17 protein-coding genes are annotated in these 18,612 nt (G+C 67.6%); 14 read left to right on the forward strand and 3 right to left on the reverse strand.

Annotated elements, in window-relative coordinates:
- Nucleotides 1–32: 32 nt before the first annotated feature.
- From VM780_RS15025 to VM780_RS15090, 14 genes are all read left to right on the forward strand, one after another.
- Nucleotides 33–242: a hypothetical protein gene (locus VM780_RS15025; protein WP_325448715.1), complete on the forward strand. Its 210-nt coding sequence runs from the start codon at nucleotides 33–35 to the stop codon at nucleotides 240–242.
- A 44-nt stretch (nucleotides 243–286) separates the two neighbouring features.
- Nucleotides 287–565: a hypothetical protein gene (locus VM780_RS15030; protein WP_325448717.1), complete on the forward strand. Its 279-nt coding sequence runs from the start codon at nucleotides 287–289 to the stop codon at nucleotides 563–565.
- Between the two features lie 503 nt (nucleotides 566–1,068).
- On the forward strand, nucleotides 1,069–2,100 hold the full coding sequence (locus VM780_RS15035; protein WP_325448719.1) for a hypothetical protein: 1,032 nt from the start codon (nucleotides 1,069–1,071) through the stop codon (nucleotides 2,098–2,100).
- A gap of 543 nt (nucleotides 2,101–2,643) precedes the next feature.
- Complete coding sequence (kdpA, locus tag VM780_RS15040; RefSeq protein WP_325448721.1) at nucleotides 2,644–4,353, forward strand: potassium-transporting ATPase subunit KdpA; 1,710 nt, start codon at nucleotides 2,644–2,646, stop codon at nucleotides 4,351–4,353.
- 109 nt (nucleotides 4,354–4,462) lie between these two features.
- Nucleotides 4,463–6,499, forward strand: coding sequence for a potassium-transporting ATPase subunit KdpB (gene kdpB, locus VM780_RS15045; protein ID WP_325448723.1), 2,037 nt, complete (start codon nucleotides 4,463–4,465; stop codon nucleotides 6,497–6,499).
- Nucleotides 6,500–6,573: 74 nt separating this feature from the next.
- Nucleotides 6,574–7,149, forward strand: a complete 576-nt coding sequence (kdpC, locus tag VM780_RS15050) for a potassium-transporting ATPase subunit KdpC (protein ID WP_325448725.1) — start codon at nucleotides 6,574–6,576, stop codon at nucleotides 7,147–7,149.
- A 33-nt stretch (nucleotides 7,150–7,182) separates the two neighbouring features.
- Entirely contained in the window at nucleotides 7,183–9,873 is a 2,691-nt protein-coding gene (locus tag VM780_RS15055; protein WP_414652833.1) for an ATP-binding protein, read from the forward strand.
- Nucleotides 9,873–10,544, forward strand: a complete 672-nt coding sequence (locus VM780_RS15060) for a response regulator transcription factor (RefSeq protein WP_325448729.1) — start codon at nucleotides 9,873–9,875, stop codon at nucleotides 10,542–10,544. The genes VM780_RS15055 and VM780_RS15060 overlap by 1 nt, the downstream gene beginning before the upstream one ends.
- 56 nt (nucleotides 10,545–10,600) lie before the next feature.
- A complete protein-coding gene (locus VM780_RS15065; RefSeq protein ID WP_325448731.1) occupies nucleotides 10,601–11,218 on the forward strand; it encodes a hypothetical protein in 618 nt (205 codons plus the stop codon).
- Nucleotides 11,205–11,579, forward strand: a complete 375-nt coding sequence (locus VM780_RS15070; protein WP_325448733.1) for a transcriptional regulator — start codon at nucleotides 11,205–11,207, stop codon at nucleotides 11,577–11,579. Before VM780_RS15065 ends, VM780_RS15070 begins: the two co-directional genes overlap by 14 nt.
- A gap of 32 nt (nucleotides 11,580–11,611) precedes the next feature.
- Nucleotides 11,612–12,319 (forward strand): di-trans,poly-cis-decaprenylcistransferase, encoded by a 708-nt coding sequence (locus VM780_RS15075; protein WP_325448735.1) that lies wholly within the window; start codon nucleotides 11,612–11,614, stop codon nucleotides 12,317–12,319.
- A 19-nt stretch (nucleotides 12,320–12,338) separates the two neighbouring features.
- Nucleotides 12,339–13,865 (forward strand): magnesium-protoporphyrin IX monomethyl ester anaerobic oxidative cyclase, encoded by a 1,527-nt coding sequence (gene bchE, locus VM780_RS15080; RefSeq protein ID WP_325448737.1) that lies wholly within the window; start codon nucleotides 12,339–12,341, stop codon nucleotides 13,863–13,865.
- Nucleotides 13,866–14,049: 184 nt separating this feature from the next.
- Entirely contained in the window at nucleotides 14,050–15,963 is a 1,914-nt protein-coding gene (gene dnaK, locus VM780_RS15085) for a molecular chaperone DnaK (protein ID WP_325448739.1), read from the forward strand.
- Nucleotides 15,964–16,002: 39 nt separating this feature from the next.
- Nucleotides 16,003–16,560 carry a nucleotide exchange factor GrpE gene (locus tag VM780_RS15090; protein WP_325448740.1) on the forward strand — a complete coding sequence of 186 codons (558 nt, stop codon included), beginning with the start codon at nucleotides 16,003–16,005 and terminating at the stop codon, nucleotides 16,558–16,560.
- A 5-nt stretch (nucleotides 16,561–16,565) separates the two neighbouring features.
- On the opposite strand, the gene VM780_RS15095 is transcribed toward VM780_RS15090, so the two are convergent.
- The 3 genes from VM780_RS15095 to VM780_RS15105 are packed head-to-tail and all read right to left on the reverse strand — an operon-like array spanning nucleotide 16,566 to nucleotide 18,367.
- Nucleotides 16,566–17,039, reverse strand: a complete 474-nt coding sequence (locus VM780_RS15095) for a phosphate-starvation-inducible PsiE family protein (RefSeq protein ID WP_325448742.1) — start codon at nucleotides 17,037–17,039, stop codon at nucleotides 16,566–16,568.
- Nucleotides 17,040–17,078: 39 nt separating this feature from the next.
- On the reverse strand, nucleotides 17,079–17,456 hold the full coding sequence (locus VM780_RS15100; RefSeq protein WP_325448745.1) for a chaperone modulator CbpM: 378 nt from the start codon (nucleotides 17,454–17,456) through the stop codon (nucleotides 17,079–17,081).
- A complete protein-coding gene (locus VM780_RS15105; protein WP_325448747.1) occupies nucleotides 17,453–18,367 on the reverse strand; it encodes a J domain-containing protein in 915 nt (304 codons plus the stop codon). Before VM780_RS15105 ends, VM780_RS15100 begins: the two co-directional genes overlap by 4 nt.
- Between the last annotated feature and the right edge of the window lie 245 nt (nucleotides 18,368–18,612).

Below are 18,612 nucleotides of genomic sequence, written 5' to 3' on the forward strand. Positions count from 1 at the left end.
CAGTTCTCCCGATCCGCGGCCCATGAGGCGCCATGGCTTCCCTGCACCGTTCCGATTCAGCCGATCAGCCGCGCCGCAAGGCGAGGCCTCCATACGGCGTCATTGCGATGGTGGCCGTGATGGTCCTCGCCCTGTTCAGCGTCCTGGTGGTCTATGTCGCCAATCACGGCATCACCTCGGCGCCCGAAGGCGGCGTTCTGAACAGATCTCAGGCCGAGCAGGACAACCCGAAGACGCCCTGAGCGGCGGCGAGGATGACATCTGAGCCCGTCCAGGAGGATCGGCCATGGACGACGTGATCAGAGAGCTCAGCGAAGCGCTTGATGAGGCGCGCCTGCGGGTGTCGGACTGCGAGCGGCGCGCGCTCGAACTGATGTTTCACAGGGCTCTTCTGCAGCGCGCCGGAGCTGACGCGAGCGCCTCGCATCAGCGGCTCGATCTGCTCGAGCGCGAACTCGCTGAGCTGCGCGCAGAGCGCGAATTCGCGGAGCAGCGGCTGCTGTTCCGCACCAGAAGCCAAAAGCGCGCGCCCGCCGCCGCGGCCAACGCCGGCGACCGCTGGTAGCGCAGGAGACACCGCCGGCGCGAGAACTGGGCTGTCGGGGTCGCCGGATCCGCCCGCCAAGCGGGCTCGGGCCGCCGCGTCTGGATCGTGGTGCGCGTCGGGACGATTTGCGACAGCGACGCGCTCGTTCCTCCGTCCGAAACTGGGCCAGGCCAGTCGCAACGTTTCGGAGCGCAGACCCGTATGATCTCCCGGCGCGGCGACGCGAGCCTTCAAACCAGATCGGCAGCCGGGCAGGGGAGGCAAACGTGACACCCGCCTGTTCATTCCCCCGTCTCGCAGCAGGCGGGCGATGTTCGACGCGCAGCGCCGCCCTTAGCCCGCTCGTCCTGCCGGGCGCCCCTTGCCGCCCGCGCGCCTGATGAGCTCGGCAGCTTGTGGCGGCGAGCCTGCAACGACGCCAAATTGACATTTCAGGATGAAGACACCATGGTTTCCTACTAGCAGAAGCACACTCAAAATATTCTGAACTACTTTCGTCATCGACTCAGAGTACGTAAGCTATGACTGACGCACCGGCCGCATCAGAACCAATCGGGCGGGTCGAGACCTTCGATGAGACGAGCATCTCTGGGTGGCTTCGTGTTCCCGAAGGTGGCGACGCTCGCTCCCTGGATCTTTGTTTGAACGGCCAGCCAGTCGCGGCCGCCAAGACCTCAGATGTCATCGGTCAAGACGGGTCTGACTCTATCCGGCGGTTCCGGCTCCGTCTTAAGAGTCTCTGGAACTACACGAAATCAACCGACCGGCTGTCGATTACCTTCGAGGGGGATCCGCTCTTCATTGAAGGTCATGGCTTTTACAGGCGCCCGCGGAAGAGCGGGCCTCACACCAGTTCCGAGCTATTTAGTAAAATTGCAGCCGGATACGTCTTCAATCAGAAGGGCCGACTGCAGCTCTCGAAGGAGCTCGATAAGGAGTGGCAGGCCGCGGTGTTCGCGCTCTACGACAGAGTTCGTCACTTCCTAAAAGAAGAGTTAGATACTGACCTGATGGTCATCTATGGAACTCTGTTGGGCGCTGCTCGAGCTGGCAAGTTTATCGGGCGAGACCACGACTTCGACGTTGGGTATTTGTCCAAAGAAACGACGCCTCCGGAAGTCAAGGCTGAGGCGGAGAGGATAATACATGCTCTGTGGGATGCTGGTTATATAATCCGTGTCAAGAAGTCATGCTTTTACGTCAAGCATCCAGAAATTCCAGGAGCCCAGATCGACATCGGCCGGCTCTTCTTCGATAAGAAGGGAGTGCTGCATTCCGCCTTTGGATTTGCGGGGCGCTGCATGTTTCGACTGGAAGATTTCGATGGGTATCAGGAGATAGAATTAGAAGGAAGAAATGTTCTCGCCGTGAAGAATGTCGCGGGCCTGCTGAGGTGCATATATGGGGAGAGTTGGCAGATCCCTAACCCGGGCTTCCATTGGCGGCGCGAGCGCGCGAGAACGTCTTACAAGGCGCGGTTCAATGCCGAGGAGATTTTGCGCCTGACCGAGTACAAGGCGACGCGAGCTGACGCCAACGCCAATGCGGCATAGGCGGTAAGCTTCAGCTTGCCCGGCGGCGGGCTTCTCAGCCTGCTCCGGGAGGTGTGGGACGCCGCCCGATTGAGATAATGTCGAACGGGCGTTCGGGCCCGCGGTCGCAATAGCCTGGGCTCTCCGCCGCCACGCCCGGGATGTTCTCGCCGTTGATCCGCCGCCCTCGACGGTCGTGGCCGGGCCGGACGATCGAACGCGATTTCGGTCCGTCCCAACGCGTTCCTTACGCAGACTGGGCGGCGGCCGCCTCCCAACCCAACGCGCTCTCCGCCTAGATCCCTCCGCGGCGATTGGCGCCGCGCAGGGGCTTGGGACCATGACGGACATGCTGATGCTCGCGGCCGGCGTCGCCGCCTTCGCCACGCTCGGCGCCTATGCGCTCGCCTGCGACCGGCTGTGACGGCGATGACGCTCCTCGGCCTGCCACTTCTGGACGCCGCGCTCGGCGCAAGCGCGGCCTTCGCCGCGGCGGCCGTGTTCCTGGCCGCGCTGTTGCGGCCCGAGCGGTTCTAGCCGCTCCGCGCTTCTCCGGACATCGACATGACATTCAACGGCTGGATGCAGATCGCGCTGTTCTGTGCGCTCGTGCTCGTGCTCACCCGCCCTCTCGGTGGATTTCTGACGCGCGTCTATGGCGGCGAGGGGACGTTTCTGCATCCCGCGCTCGCGCCGGTGGAGCGCGGCTTCTATCGGCTCGCAGGCGTCAGGTCCGAAGCCGACCAGGGCTGGGCCCCTTACGCGCTCGCGATGCTGTCCTTCCACCTCGTCGGCTTTCTCGCGCTCTATGGGCTTCTGCGGCTTCAGGGGATTTTGCCGCTCAACCCGCAAGGCTTTCCGGGCGTCACGCCGGACCTCGCGCTCAACACCGCGGTCTCTTTCGTCACGAATACGAACTGGCAGTCCTACGGCGGCGAATCCACGATGAGCTACGGCTCCCAGATGTGGGCGCTGACCGTGCAGAACTTCCTCTCGGCCGCGACCGGCATGGCGCTCGCGGTCGCGCTGGCGCGGGGCTTTGCGCGAAGATCGGCCAAGGGGATTGGGAATTTCTGGGTCGATCTCACGCGCTCGGTCCTCTACGTGCTGCTGCCGGCCTGCATCGTCCTGGCGCTCGTCTATGTCGCGCTCGGCGTGCCGCAGACGCTGCAATCCTACGTCACCGCGAAAACGCTTGAGGGCGCGGACCAGACCATCGCGCTGGGGCCGGTTGCGAGCCAGCTTGCGATCAAGATGCTGGGCACCAACGGCGGCGGCTTCTTCAACGCCAACTCCGCGCATCCCTTCGAGAACCCGGGCGCGCTCTCAAACCTCATCCAGATGGTTTCGATCTTCGCGATCGGCGCGGGGCTGACGAACCTGTTCGGCCGCATGGTCGGCGACGAGCGGCAGGGCTGGGCGATCCTCGGCGCGATGGGCGCGCTGTTCATCGCCTGCGTCGCCGTCCTCTACTGGGCCGAGGCCGGCGCGAACCCGATCCACATGGCGCTCGGGGTCGATCCCGCGGGCGGAAACATGGAGGGCAAGGAGGTCCGCTTCGGGATCGCGCTCTCCGCGCTCTTCGCCGCCATCACCACCGCCGCCTCCTGCGGCGCGGTGATCGCGATGCACGACTCGTTCTCCGCGATCGGCGGCATGATCCCGATGATCGAGATGCAGCTCGGCGAGGTCATCGTCGGCGGCGTCGGCGCAGGACTCTACGGCGTCCTGCTTTTCGCGATCGTCGCGGTGTTCGTGGCCGGATTGATGGTCGGGCGCACGCCCGACTATGTCGGCAAGAAGATCGAGGCGCGCGAGGTGAAGCTCACCATGCTGGCGCTGCTCTGCTCGCCGGCCGCCACGCTGATCGGGCTCGCGGTCGCGGCCGTCAGCCCGCTCGGGCTTGCAGGCCTGCAGGAAAGCGGTCCGCATGGCTTTTCCGAGATGCTCTACGCCACGACCTCCGCGGCCGCAAACAATGGCTCGGCGTTCGCCGGCCTGAGCGCGAACAGCCTGTTCTGGAACATCCTGCTCGCAGCGGGAATGATGATCGGCCGGTTCGCCCTGATCGTGCCGATGCTGGCGGTCGCAGGCTCGCTTGCCGCCAAGCGCCGGACGCCGCCCTCGGCCGGCGCCCTCCCTACGCATGGCGGCCTGTTCGTCGGCTTGCTCGTCGGCGTGATCCTCATCGTCGGCGGCCTCACCTATCTCCCCGCGCTGACGCTCGGTCCGGCCGCCGACGCCTTCGCGACCGCCGCCGGCCGGACCTTCTGAACGGGGCAGGCCGATGAGCTCCCTCGTCATGCGCGCGTCCGAAGATCCCGGTCGCCGTCCACGCGCTCGCCATCCGGACCGGCTGCGGTCCCACCTCAGAGCCCTTGTCATGTCAGCACAGCCTCAGTCCCTGTTCGCTCCCGCGCTGATGGTTCCGGCGCTCGGCGGCGCTGTGAGAAAGCTCGATCCCCGGGTGCTGATCCGCAACCCGGTGATGTTCGCCGTGGAGGTCGTGGCCTTCGCCGCGACGATCCTCTTCGCGCGCGACCTCGCGGCCGGCGCTGCCGCCGGCTTCTCGGGCCAGATCGCGTTCTGGCTCTGGCTCACCGCTTACTTCGCGACCTTCGCCGAAGCGGTCGCGGAGGGGCGCGGCAAGGCGCAGGCAGACGCCCTCCGGAGGACCCGGTCGGAGACGATGGCGAAGCGCCTGGCCGCCGACGGAGGCGGCTACGAAGAGGTGGCGGCGTCGGCCCTCAGGGTCGGAGACGTCGTGCTGGTCGAGGCCGGCGACCTCATCCCCGGCGACGGCGAGGCGGTGGAGGGCGTCGCGACCGTCGACGAGAGCGCGATCACGGGCGAGAGCGCGCCGGTGATCCGCGAGAGCGGCGGCGATCGCTCGGCGGTGACCGGCGGCACCAAGGTGTTGTCGGACCATCTCCGGGTGCGCATCACGGCGGCGAGCGGCTCGAGCTTCCTCGACCGCATGATCGCGCTGGTCGAGGGCGCGGAGCGCCAGAAGACGCCGAACGAGATCGCGCTGACGATCCTGCTGGCGGGCCTCAGCCTCATCTTCGTGCTGGCGGTCGCGACCATCCCGGCCTTCGCGGCCTATGCCGGCGGCGTCGTGCCGGTGATCGTTCTGATCGCGCTGTTCGTGACGCTGATCCCGACCACGATCGGCGGGCTTCTGTCCGCCATCGGCATCGCCGGCATGAACCGGCTGGTGCGCTTCAACGTGCTCGCGATGTCCGGCCGCGCGGTGGAGGCGTCGGGCGACGTCGACGTGCTGCTGCTCGACAAGACCGGGACGATCACGCTCGGCAACCGCCAGGCCGCGGAGTTCCTGCCGCTTCCGGACGTCCGAGGCGGCGAGCTCGCGGACGCGGCCCAGCTCGCAAGCCTCTCCGACGAGACGCCGGAAGGCCGCTCCATCGTGGCCCTCGCCAAAGCGACGCACGGCCTCCGCGGCCGCGAGATCGGTTCGCTCGACGCGGTCTTTGTCCCGTTCTCGGCGCAGACCCGCATGAGCGGCGTCGACATCGGCGCCGCCAAAATCCGCAAGGGCGCGGGCGACGCCGTCATCGCCCACGTGAAGGCGCTCGGCGGCCGCATCCCGGACGCGCTCGCCGCCATCGTGGAGCGCGTGGCGCGGGAGGGCGGGACGCCGCTCGTGGTCTCCGCCGACGCGCGGATCCTCGGCGTCGTCCATCTCAAGGACATCGTGAAGGGCGGCATCCGCGAGCGCTTTCAGGAGCTCCGCGCGATGGGCATCCGCACCGTCATGATCACCGGCGACAACCCGATGACCGCCGCCGCGATCGCCGCCGAGGCCGGGGTCGACGACTTTCTCGCCGAGGCCACGCCGGAAGCGAAGCTCGCGCTCATCCGCGAGGAACAGGCGGAGGGCAGGCTGGTCGCGATGTGCGGCGACGGCACGAACGACGCGCCGGCGCTCGCCCAGGCCGACGTCGGCGTCGCCATGCAGACCGGCACGGTCGCCGCCCGCGAGGCCGGCAACATGGTCGACCTCGACTCCGACCCGACGAAGCTGATCGAGATCGTCGGCATCGGCAAGCAACTGCTGATGACCCGCGGGGCGCTGACGACCTTCTCTATCGCCAATGACGTCGCGAAATACTTCGCCATCATCCCGGCGATGTTCGTGGCGCTCTACCCCGGCCTCGGCGCGCTCAACGTCATGGGGCTGGCGTCGCCTCAGAGCGCGATCCTTTCCGCCATCATCTTCAACGCGCTCATCATCGTCGGTCTGGTGCCGCTCGCGCTGAAGGGCGTCTCCTACAGGCCGTCGGGCGCCGCAGCGCTGCTCCGCCGCAACCTCTTCGTCTATGGCCTGGGCGGCCTCGCGGCGCCGTTCGCCGGCATCAAGCTGATCGACATGGGCGTCTCGGCGCTCGGATTAGCGTGACCTTTGGGGGGCGCAGAACCCCCAGCAAAGCCTGAAGCCACGTCCTCGAACGTCGCCGTCAACCGGGTCCTTCCATGCTCGCCCATCTCCGCTCCGCCATCGTGCTGTTCGCGCTGTTTACGCTCGTGACCGGACTGCTCTACCCGCTCGCGATCACCGGCGTCGCGCAAGTCGCGATGCCGGCTGCCGCCAACGGCTCCATGGTCGTGCGGGACGGCGCTCTGATCGGCTCGAGTCTCATCGGCCAGTCCTTCGCGCAGCCGCGCTATTTCCACGGCCGCCCCTCCGCAGCCGGGACTGGCGGCTACGACGCTGCGTCATCTTCGGGTTCGAATCTCGGCCCGACGTCCGAGGCGCTCGCCGATCGCATCGCCGGCGACGTTTTGAAGGCGAGGGCGGAGGATGGGCTCGCGGGCGCGGTCCCGGCAGATCTCGTCACCGCCTCCGGGTCAGGGCTCGACCCCGACATCTCGCCAGCCTCGGCCTATGCGCAGGTCGGCCGCGTGGCGCGCGAGCGTGGGCTTCCGGAGCCGGAGGTGCGCAGCCTGGTCGAGCGGTCGGTCGCGCCGCGGCTGCTCGGGCTGCTGGGCGAGCCGCGGGTCAACGTGCTCGCGCTCAACCTCGCGCTCGACCAGCTTTCGAAGCCGTAAGCGAGCCGGCCCGCGACGGCTATAATGGCGAAGATGGCCGCCGGCGTCCGCCCTTCTCCAGAGAGCTTCCTCGCCAAGGCCGAACGCGCGGGCCGCGGCCGGCTGAAGATCTTCTTTGGCGCCGCGCCCGGAGTGGGCAAGACCTACGAGATGCTCACCGCCGCTCAGGCGGCGAAGCGCGAAGGCGTCGACGTCGTGATCGGCGTGGTCGAGACGCACGGCCGCGCCGAGACGCTGGCGCTCGTCCAGGGCCTCGAAGCCGTGCCCATGGCCGAGATCCCGTATCGCGGCCGCAATCTCAGCGAGATGGACGTCGACGCCGTGCTGAAGCGGCGGCCTGAGCTGGTGCTGGTGGACGAGCTTGCCCACGCCAATGCACCCGGCTCCCGGCATCCGAAGCGCCACCAGGACGTCGAAGAACTGCTCGAGGCGGGCGTCGACGTCTTCACGACGCTCAACGTGCAGCACCTCGAAAGCCTGAACGACGTTGTGGCGCGGATCACCCGCGTGCGCGTGCGCGAGACCGTGCCGGACCGGCTGTTCGACCTGGCCGACGAGGTCGAGGTGATCGACCTGACTCCCGACGCCCTGCGCCGGCGGCTCGCGGCCGGAAAGGTCTATGTCCGCGAGCAGGCCGAACGCGCCGTCCGGCATTTCTTTCAGCCGGGCAATCTGACGGCGCTTCGCGAGCTCGCGCTCCGCCGCACCGCCGAGCGCGTCGACAGCGACATGCGCGACTACATGGCGGCTCATGGGATCGAGGGTCCGTGGCCGGCGGGCGAGCGCGTGCTGGTCGCGATCGACGAGCGTCCCGGCGCGGCGGCGCTGGTGCGCGCCGGCAAGCGCCTCGCCGACCGCGCGCGGGCCCCGTGGCTCTGCGTCAGCATCGAAACGCCGCGGCACGCGCGGCTGTCGGAGGTCGAGCGCGACCGGATCGCCGACACGCTGCGGCTCGCGGAGGCGCTCGGCGCCGAGGCGCTGACGCTGCCCGGCGGCGCCGACGTGGCCGAGGAGCTGCTCGACTTCGCCCGACGCCGGAACGTGACGACGATCGTCGTCGGCAAAGCGAAGCGCACGCGCTGGTTCGCGCTGACCCGTGGCTCGGTGGTGGGAGATCTCCTGGACCGGGCCGGTCCGATCGCGGTGCAGGTCATGGCCGGCGACGGAGAGACCGCCCCGCCCAAGCCGGTGGAGGCGCGTCCGGCCACCGCGGGCCGGCGGGACCCGAAGCCCTATGCGGTCGCCGCGCTCGCCGTCGCCGTCGCGGGCGCCGCCGGACTCGCGATCGACCTCGCGATCGATCTGCCGAACATCTCGCTGATCTTCGTGCCCGCCGTTCTTCTCATCGCGCTGCGCTACGGCGCCGGGCCGTCGCTTGCGGCGTCGGTCCTGTCGGCGGTTGCCTACAACTTCCTGTTCACGGATCCGCGCTTCTCGCTGACCGTCAACGATCCGTCGAACGTTGTCGCGATCGTGTTCTTCTCGTTGACGGCGGTCGTCGCGAGCTCGGTCGCCGCGCGCGTGCGGGCGCAGACGCTGTCGGCGCGCTCGCAGGCGCGGGCGACGGCCGAGCTTTATGCGTTCTCGCGGAAGCTGGCGGCGGTCGCCACCGAGGACGACCTGCTGTGGGCCGCCGCCCATCAGGTCGCGCTGATGCTGAAAGCTGACGTCGTGCTGCTTACCGCAAGTCCCACAGGGCTCGCGATCGGCGGCGCCTATCCGCCCGAGGACACGATCGAGCCGGGCGAGCTGGCGGCCGCGAGCTGGGCCTACGAGCATGACGAGCCCGCTGGTCGCGGCTCCGCGACCCTGCCGGGCGCGACGCGGCTGTTCCTGCCGCTGAAGACCAGCCGCGGCAAGCTGGGCGTGGTCGGCGTCGCGCGGCGCGCCGCCGGTCCGATCCTGACGCCGGTCGAACGCCGCCTGCTCGACGCGCTCGCTGACCAGACCGCGGTGGCGCTCGACCGCATCCGCCTCGGAGCGGATGTCGACGAGGCGCGGCTCGAGGCCGAGACGCAGCGGCTGCGCGGCGCGTTGCTCACCTCGGTGAGCCACGACTTCAAGACGCCGCTCGCCACCATCATGGGGGTGATCACGAGCCTCAGAAGCTATGGCGGGCTTTATGACGACGCGACGCGTGACGACATGCTGGCGAGCGCCCAGACCGAGACCGAAAGGCTCAACCGCTTCGTGGCCAACCTGCTCGACGTCGTGAAGCTCGACGCCGGCGGCGTCGCGGCGACGTCAGACGAGATCGATCTGGAGGACATCGCCGGCGCGGCGCTGCGGCGCGCAGCCGGGGCGCTGGGCGACCGCGCCGTGACGCTGGATTTTCCGGAAACGCCGCTCATCGCGCTGGGCGATCCGGTGCTGATCGAGCACGCGCTGGTCAATGTGCTGGAGAACGCCGGGAAGCACACGCCGCCCTCGGCCCGGATCGCGATCGAGGGCAAGCGGGAGGCCGACGGCGTGACGCTCAGCGTGACCGACGACGGCCCTGGGATCGCTCCGGAAGACGTCCCGCACGTCTTCGAACGGTTTTATCGCTCCGCCGGCGGGGACAGGAAGACGCCGGGCGCCGGCCTCGGGCTCGCGATCGCCAGGGGCTTCGTCGAAGCTCTCGGCGGAACCGTGACCGTCGAGACGCCGCCCTCCGGCCGGGGCGCGCGCTTCGTCCTGCGCCTGCGCGGGGGCAGGGCGGCGGGCGAGCAGGGGAGCGCATAATGGCGTCGAGCGCCATCACCGTCTTGATCGTCGACGATGAGGCGCCGATCAGGCGCTTCCTGAAGGCGACCCTGACGGTCAACGACTACCGCACCCTCGAGGCCGAGACCGCCGCGGAGGCGCTGCGCCTGATGCGCCATCTTCCGCCCGAGCTTGTGCTGCCGGACATGGAGGGGCTCGACCTCATCCGTGAGATCCGCGCCAAGAGCCCCGTGCCGATCGTGGTTCTGTCGAGCCGCGGCGAGGAGGCCGCCAAGGTGGCGGCGCTCGATCTCGGCGCCGACGATTACGTGACGAAGCCGTTCGGGACCGACGAACTGATGGCGCGCATGCGCGCAGCGCTGCGCCACAGGCTCGCCGACCGCGGCGCCGAGCCGATCTTCAGCGCCGGCCCGCTGACGGTCGACCTCGCGCGCCACCTCGTGACCCTTCGCGGCGCCGAGGTGAAGCTCAGCCCGAAGGAGTTCGCGATCCTGCAGGAACTGGTCGTGCACGCAGGAAAAGTGCTGACCCACCGGCACCTGTTCCGCGCGGTGTGGGGCCAGGACGACGGCGATCAGACATCCCTGCGCGTCTTCGTCCGGCAGCTGCGCGTCAAGCTGGAAGCCGATCCGGCGCGTCCGGCGCTTCTCCTCACCGAGCCGGGCGTCGGCTATCGGCTCGCCGGCTGACTCTTGCGCCTGCTCTGCAATCGTGCATACTTTGCAGTGCAAAGCTGGCGAGCGAAATGACTGATCTCAAGAAGGCCCTCGACGACATCTCGACGATCCGGGGCCAGCTCGCGGCCAGCTCTGCGTTCCAGGGCTACGGGCCGGGCGCCGTGGCGGCGACCGGCGTCATCGCGGTCCTCGTAGCGTCAGGACAAGCCTGGACGCTCGGGGCCGAGCATCCCGCGCCGCTGCCGTTCTTCGCTGTGTGGATCGGGGTCGCGATCGCGGCGGTCGCCATCATAGGAACGGAGATGCTCGCCCGGACAAGACGGGACCATTCCGGACTTGCGGACGACATGCTCCGCCATGCGGCGGAGCAGATGCTGCCTGCGGGAGCGGTGGGGGCGCTGCTGCTCGTCGCCTTGTGGCGGGTGGCGCCGGACGCCCTCTGGATGCTCCCGGGGCTCTGGCAGATCCTGGTCGGGCTCGGCGTCTTCGCCTCGCTGCGGATCCTGCCCCGTCAGCTCGCGCTGGGCGGCGGCTTCTATGTGGTGGCGGGCTTCGTCACCTTGGCGCTCTCCGCCGAAGCGCGCGCGCTTTCACCGTGGACCATGGGCCTGCCTTTCGGGATCGGGCAGGCGCTCATAGCCGGTCTGCTTCGTGCCGCGCCAGGAGGCCGCGATGGCCGGAACTAACGATCCCTCGCCCTTCGCCTATGAGGGTCTCGACCGAACGATCCACGAGAAAGCGCGGCTCGGCGTGCTGACGTCGCTCGCCGCCAACCCAAAAGGGCTGTCGTTCAGCGATCTCAAGAAGCTCTGCGGCCTGACCGACGGCAATCTGAGCCGTCACATTCAAGTGCTGCAGGAGGCGGGCCTCGTCTCTGTCACGAAGACATTCGACGGCGCGCGGCCTCTGACCACTTGCCGGATGACCCCGGAAGGCCGCCGGCGCTTCATCGACTATCTCGCCGTCCTGGAACAGGTGGTGCGCGACGCCGCGAAGGCCGCCGAAGCGGGGGGGACGCTCCGGGAGATCAAACCGACCACCGCTTGAGCTCCGTCTTTTTTTTGTCAAGGGACTCTACGATGCAAAGTACTCTGCATAACAATATCCACCTCGCGATAATCATGGATGGCAACGGCCGCTGGGCTCTGCGCCGCGGATGGCCGCGCGCCGCGGGCCATCGCGCGGGCGTCCGGACGGTCCGCCGTCTGGTGAAGGCTGCGCCGGATTGCGGAGTGGGCGTGCTGACGCTCTATGCGTTCTCGTCGGACAACTGGCGCCGGCCGGCTGCCGAGGTCGCCGCGCTGATGGAGCTTCTCCGGCGCTATGTCAGCGCCGAAGCTCCGAGGCTTGCAGAAGCCGGGGTGCGGCTGACGGCGATCGGCCGGCGCGACCGGGTGCCGACGGGCTTGGCCGATGCGATAGCCGCCGCCGAAGCTCGCACCCTGGGCGGTGAACGGCTGCATCTGAGGATCGCGCTCGACTACTCGGCGCGCGACGCGATCCTCTTGGCGGCCGCAAAGCTGGCGGGGGTTCCGGATGTCGGTCGCGAAGTCTTCGGACGCCATGTGACCGGCGGACAAGCCCTGCCAGACGTCGACCTCCTGATCCGGACGGGCGGCGAGCGGCGGCTCTCCGATTTCCTGCTCTGGGAGAGCGCCTATGCGGAGCTCTGGTTCACGGACCGCCTGTGGCCCGATTTCGACCAGGACGATCTCCGCGCCGCCTTGGCCGACTTCCGTGCGCGCGAGCGCCGCTTCGGCGGCCTCTCGACCGCCGCCGCGGCCTGACCGGCGGGGGACCAGTCACATGCGCATTGTTCTCGTCAACGTCCCGCATCCTTCCATCGGCAGCCGCATTCCGGACGATCACCTGCCTCCGCTTGGTCTCCTCGCGGTCGGCGGCCCGCTGATCGACGACGGCCATGACGTGCGCCTGATCGACGCCGAGTTCGGCCCGACGCCAATCCCTGACCTGATCGCAGAGATCCTGTCGCACGCGCCGGACGCCGTGCTGTTCGGCCATTCCGGGTCCACCTCCGGTCACCCGGTGATCGCACAAGTCGCGCGCGGGGTCTCCGCGGCGCGGCCTGAGACGAAGATCGTCTATGGCGGCGTGTTTCCAACCTATCACTGGCGCGAAATTCTCGCGGACGAGCCTTATGTCGCCGCGATCGTGCGGGGCGAAGGCGAAGAGACCGGCCGCCGCCTGATGGCGGCGCTCCGCGATCACGTTCCGCTCGAGTCTGTCCAAGGCATCGCGTTTCCGACCCCGGCCGGCCCCCAAGCGACGGCGGCGGCGCCAGTCATTCGAGACCTTGATGCTTACCGGGTGGGCTGGGAGCTGATCGATCACGCCCGATACAGCTATTGGGGCGGTCTGCGGGCTGTCGTGGTTCAATTCTCCCGGGGCTGTCCGCACCTCTGCAATTACTGCGGCCAGCGCGGATTCTGGACCCGCTGGCGACACCGTGACCCCGTGCTGTTCGCGAAGGAGCTCGCGCGTCTTCACCGCGAGCACGGCGTCAGGGTGATCAACTTCGCCGACGAGAACCCGACCGTGTCCAAGAAGGCGTGGCGCGCCTTCCTCGAAGCCCTGATCGCCGAAAAGGTGGACCTCATCCTGGTGGGCTCGACACGCGCCGACGACATCGTGCGCGATGCCGACATCCTGCATCTCTACAAGAAGGCCGGCTGGCAGCGCTTCCTTCTCGGCCTTGAGAACACCGACCAGGCCACCCTGGAGCTGATCCGGAAAGGCGGCCGCGCCGAAACGGATCGCGAGGCCATCCGGCTGATGCGCCGCCACGGCATCCTATCCATGGCGACATGGGTGGTCGGGTTCGAGGAGGAGACCGACAAGGACCACTGGCTCGGATTGAAGCGACTGCTTTCCTATGACCCCGACCAGATACAGATGCTCTACGTGACGCCTCACCGCTGGACGCCCTATTTCAGGATCGCCGCGGAACGCCGGGTGATCCAGACCGATCGCCGGAAGTGGGATTACAAGCACCAGGTTCTCGCCACCCGACATATGCCGCCCTGGCGCACGCTGCTCTGGTTCAAGTTCACCGAGGTCGTCCTTCAGGCGCGGCCGAAAGCCTTGTTCCGCACCTATCTTCACCCGGATCGTGGCCTCCGCCACGCCATGCGCTGGTACTCGCAGATGGGCCGGCGCGTCTGGCCGTATGAGATTCTCAGCTTCCTGCGCGATCCTCTGACACGAAACGGACCGACGGTTCGCCAGTTGTGGGGCGACCCGCAGGATGCCGAGGAGGAATCCATGGCGGCGCGACGAGCCGAGCGGCGTGTCGGCGATCGAGCCGCCGCGTAATTGGACCGCTCGATCACCCGCCGCCACGCTCGACCGGCATCGAGCTTTTGTCTCCTTCTTTGGCTTTTGACGATCGTCAAGGTTTCCGGACTGCGGCAGGCGTCTGATCACGGCGTAGACGCGGCTCGCCGCTCAACTCGACTTGGCTCGGGTTCGCGCAACGCTCGTTCGGATGGAGGCGGGAATGGCCAGCAAGGTGATCGGGGTCGATCTCGGAACAACCAATTCCTGCGTCGCCGTCATGGAGGGCAAGCAGGCCAAAGTGATCGAGAATGCGGAGGGCGCGCGGACGACGCCGTCCATGGTCGCCTTTGGCAGGGACGGCGAAGTCCTGGTCGGCCAGCCGGCCAAGCGCCAGGCCGTCACCAATCCGGAAAACACCATCTTCGCGATCAAACGGCTGATCGGACGGCGGTTCGACGACCCGATCGTCGAGAAGGACAAGGGGCTGGTGTCCTACAAGATCGTGCCGGGCGACAATGGGGACGCATGGGTCGAGGCGAACGGCAAGAAGTATTCGCCCTCGCAGATCTCGGCCTACATCCTGCAGAAGATGAAGGAGACGGCCGAGCAGTATCTCGGGGAGACCGTCACGCAGGCCGTCATCACCGTCCCGGCCTATTTCAACGACGCCCAGCGTCAGGCGACCAAGGACGCCGGCCGGATCGCCGGCCTCGAGGTGCTGCGCATCATCAATGAGCCGACCGCGGCCGCGCTCGCTTACGGGCTTGACAAGAAGGGGCAGGGCACGATCGCGGTCTACGATCTCGGCGGCGGCACCTTCGACATCTCAGTGCTCGATATCGGCGACGGCGTGTTCGAGGTGAAGTCGACCAACGGCGACACCTTCCTCGGCGGCGAAGACTTCGACAAGCGGATCATCGATTTCCTGGCCGACGAGTTCCGCAAGCAGCAGGGCATCGACCTGCGCAACGACCGTCTGGCCCTGCAGCGCCTGCGCGAGGCCGCCGAGAGAGCGAAGATAGAGCTCTCCTCGAGCCACGAGACCAGCATCAACCTGCCCTTCATCACCGCGGACCAGGCCGGCCCCAAGCATCTCGACATCAGGCTCACGCGCTCGAAGCTTGAAGCACTCGTGGAAGATCTGGTGCAGAGGACGATCGCTCCCTGCATGGCCGCGCTCAAGGATGCGGCGCTCGACGCAAGCAAGATCGACGAGGTGGTCCTTGTCGGCGGCATGACCCGCATGCCGAAGGTGCAGGAGGTGGTGAAGCAGTTCTTCGGTAAGGAGCCCCACAAGGGCGTCAACCCGGATGAGGTCGTCGCCATCGGCGCTGCGATCCAGGCGGGCGTGCTGCAGGGCGACGTGAAGGACGTGCTGCTGCTCGACGTCACCCCGCTATCGCTCGGCATCGAGACGCTCGGCGGCGTGTTCACGCGGCTGATCGAGCGCAACACCACCATTCCGGCCAAGAAGAGCCAGACCTTTTCCACGGCCGAAGACAATCAGCAGGCCGTCACCATCCGGGTGTTCCAGGGCGAGCGCGAAATGGCCGCCGACAACAAGCTGCTCGGCCAGTTCGACCTCGTCGGCATCCCGCCGGCGCCGCGCGGCGTGCCGCAGATCGAGGTGACGTTCGACATCGACGCCAACGGCATCGTCAACGTCTCGGCCAAGGAGAAGGGCAGCGGCAAGGAACAGCAAATTCGCATCCAGGCCTCGGGCGGACTGTCGGACGAGGAGCTCGAGCGGATGGTGAAAGACGCCGAGGCGCATGCTGAAGAGGACAAGAAGCGCCGCGCGCTGGCGGAAGCCCGCAACCGAGCGGAAAGCCTGGTTCATTCCACCGAGAAATCGCTGGCCGAACATGGCGGCAAGCTGCAGCCGTCGGACAAGACGGCGATCGAGACGGCGCTGGCCGAGCTCAAAGCGGCGATGGCCGGCGAGGATGTGTCCCAGATCGAATCCAAGAGCCAGACGCTGTCGCAGGCGGCCGCCAAGATCGATCAGGTCGCGAACAGCGCTGCTGACGCGCAAGGCGCCGGCGAGACCGGCTCATCGGGCGGCGCCGACGGCGATGATGTGGTCGACGCCGAATTCGAGGAGGTCGACGAGCAGAAGCGGGCGCGGCGGTAACGGCCACGATCGGCTCCGACAACTCAGCGGATATGGGTCATGAACGGGACCAGCAACTTGCCCGGCGACGCCGGCGCAGATCGGGAGCCGCAGGGGGCGCCGGACAGATCCGCCGCCGAACTCGCCGACGAACTGGCGACGACGAAAGATCTCCTGCTCCGCTCGCTCGCCGAGCAGGAAAATAGCCGCCAGCTGGCGCGACGGGAGCGCGAAGGCGCGGTCCGCTATGCGGCGTCGGGTTTCGCCCGCGATCTTCTGTCGACGGCTGACAATCTTGAACGCGCGATAGCCAGCGCGCCGGCGGACCTGCGATCGGAGCCCGCCGTCGCCGCATTGATCGACGGCGTCGAGGCGACGCGGCGCGCCCTGCTCGACGCCTTCGCCAAGCACGGCCTTCAACGGCTTGATCCCGTCGGCGAGCCGTTCGACCCGCACCGGCATCAGGCGAGCTTCGAGGTGGCGGACGCACGCTATCAGCCTGGCGTCGTGGCGCAGGTGATCCAGCCGGGATACATGCATCACGAGCGTCTGTTGCGACCGGCGCTGGTCGGCGTCAGCAAGGACGCCGCGGCGGCCGGCGCGCCTCGCGAGACGTAGGGGCGTCAGCTGTCTTCACCTGCGCCTTCGTCACGGGCGCGAACCAGCCAATAGACCACGCCCAGCGTGAGAGCCGCCGCCGACAAGGCCAGGATGTGCGGCGCGTCGGTCTCCGCGAGGTCGAGAATGATGAACTTTCGGCAGATCGCGAGCAGCGCGATCAACACCACGACGCTGATCTGGACCACGCTGCTGCGGGGCTGCGCCGCCACCAGCAGCGACTTCTTGAATTCGAGCGCGATGATGACCGTGAAGATCATGCCGAAGACTGCTTGGAAGGTAGAGTAGTCCGCGGGATCCACTCCGCCGGAGAGGATGAGGCCGAACAGGACTTTTAGCGTCAACGTCCATACCGCCGCGATCACGATGATGGCGATCAGGGCGGTAAGCACGAGGATGACGACATACTCGAACCGCTCATAGATCGTGAGCGGGATGAAGGCTGCCCGCATGGCCCTGACGTCGTCCTTGATCGCCATCGCGGTTTCCTGTTGTTGGAGGAGCGTGCCTGATGTCCTTCACAGGACTGCTCGAGGTCGGCCGCCCAGCGCGCCAGCAGCCCGGCTCGGGCCGCTTGGGGGATGCGCGGCGTCCGACCAGATGCGTCGGCGCACTTCGGGATCCTGCGCGCCGACGGCCATGCTCAGCCCTCGCAGGGCATGGCGCAGGCCGTGGATCTGGTCGATCAGGTCAAGGATGACGGCGACCCCTTCCGGGTTGACGCCCATAGGTCCTGCAAGATCGCGGATCAGGTGCGCCCTCGCCACGTCCATCTCGGAGAATGCGACGAACCCGTCGCCGCTTGGCGCGTGAATCCAGCCTGCCTCGATCCAGCGCTGCAGCGACGGACGCCCGACGCTGACCCTGCGGCACATCTCGGCGTGGTCAATCGTCATGCTTTCAGCCCTTCGCGCGGGTCATGGGTCTTGCCTGCCTTCCAGCGGCTGACGAAAGCTTCGAGCTCCGGATCGGGCTTGTCCGGCAGGACGATTTTCAGAACCAGGTACTCGTCGCCGCGCTTGCCGCCGCGCCCCGGGACGCCTTTTCCTTTCAGGCGCAGCACCTTGCCGGTGTTGGATCCTTTGGGGATGGCGACAGTAACGGGTCCCGAAGGCGTCGGAGCGACGACCTTCCCGCCGAGCACCGCCTCGGACAGGGAGATCGGCAGATCGAGTCTGATGTTGAGCCCTTCGCGGCGGAAGAACGGGTGGGGACGGACGGCGATCTCGATCAGCGCGTCGCCCGGCTCGCCGCCCCCCGCGCCGGCTTCTCCTTTGCCGGCGACCCGGATCACCTGATTGTCCTCGGCTCCGGGCGGGATGACGACGTCGAGGGAGGTCCCGTCCGGCAGAACAAGGCGCTTCGTGGCGCCGTTCACCGCGTCCAGGAAATCGACCTCCAGGCGATAGCGCCGATCGACGCCCCCCATGCGGAAGCCGCGCCGACCGCTGCGCGAAAAGAAAGAGGACAGGATGTCGTCGGCGTCATCAAAGTCCTCGAAGCCGGATGTCTGGCTGTATCCGTCAGAGGCGCCGCCGGCCTCCGCGAAGTCCCGGTAATAGCGGCGCTGCGGCCGCTCGGCGCCGGAGGCGTCGATTTCGCCGCGATCGAAGCGCGCTCTCTTCTCCTCGTCGCCCAGGAGTTCATAGGCGGCCGACACCTCCTGGAACTTGCGCTGCGCCTGCGCGTCCCCCGGGTTGAGGTCCGGGTGCAACTTCTTCGCGAGCTTGCGGAAGGCCGCCTGTATATCCTTTTGCGAGGCGTCTCTCGATACAGCCAGCACATCGTAGGGATCAGTCGCGGCCATCGCATCCGGTCTTCCGGTTCGGATGGCGCAACAATAATTTGCCTCGGCAGGGCGCGAATTGACGGTCGTCAAAGACGCCGACATCCGCGCCCCCGTCGCCGATATCGTCCAAGCCGGCGCAAGCGCTGTATTCCCCGAAGATTCTAGCGGACGGCTTTGGCCTCGCGGACCAGGCCATGCTGTTCAGCGCGGGCCCAAAGGAAGCAGGGCGGGTCGTCGCCGCACTGCGGACCGAGCCTGGCCTC

This window comes from Hansschlegelia sp. (genome assembly GCF_035538955.1).
Lineage (GTDB): Bacteria > Pseudomonadota > Alphaproteobacteria > Rhizobiales > Methylopilaceae > Methylopila.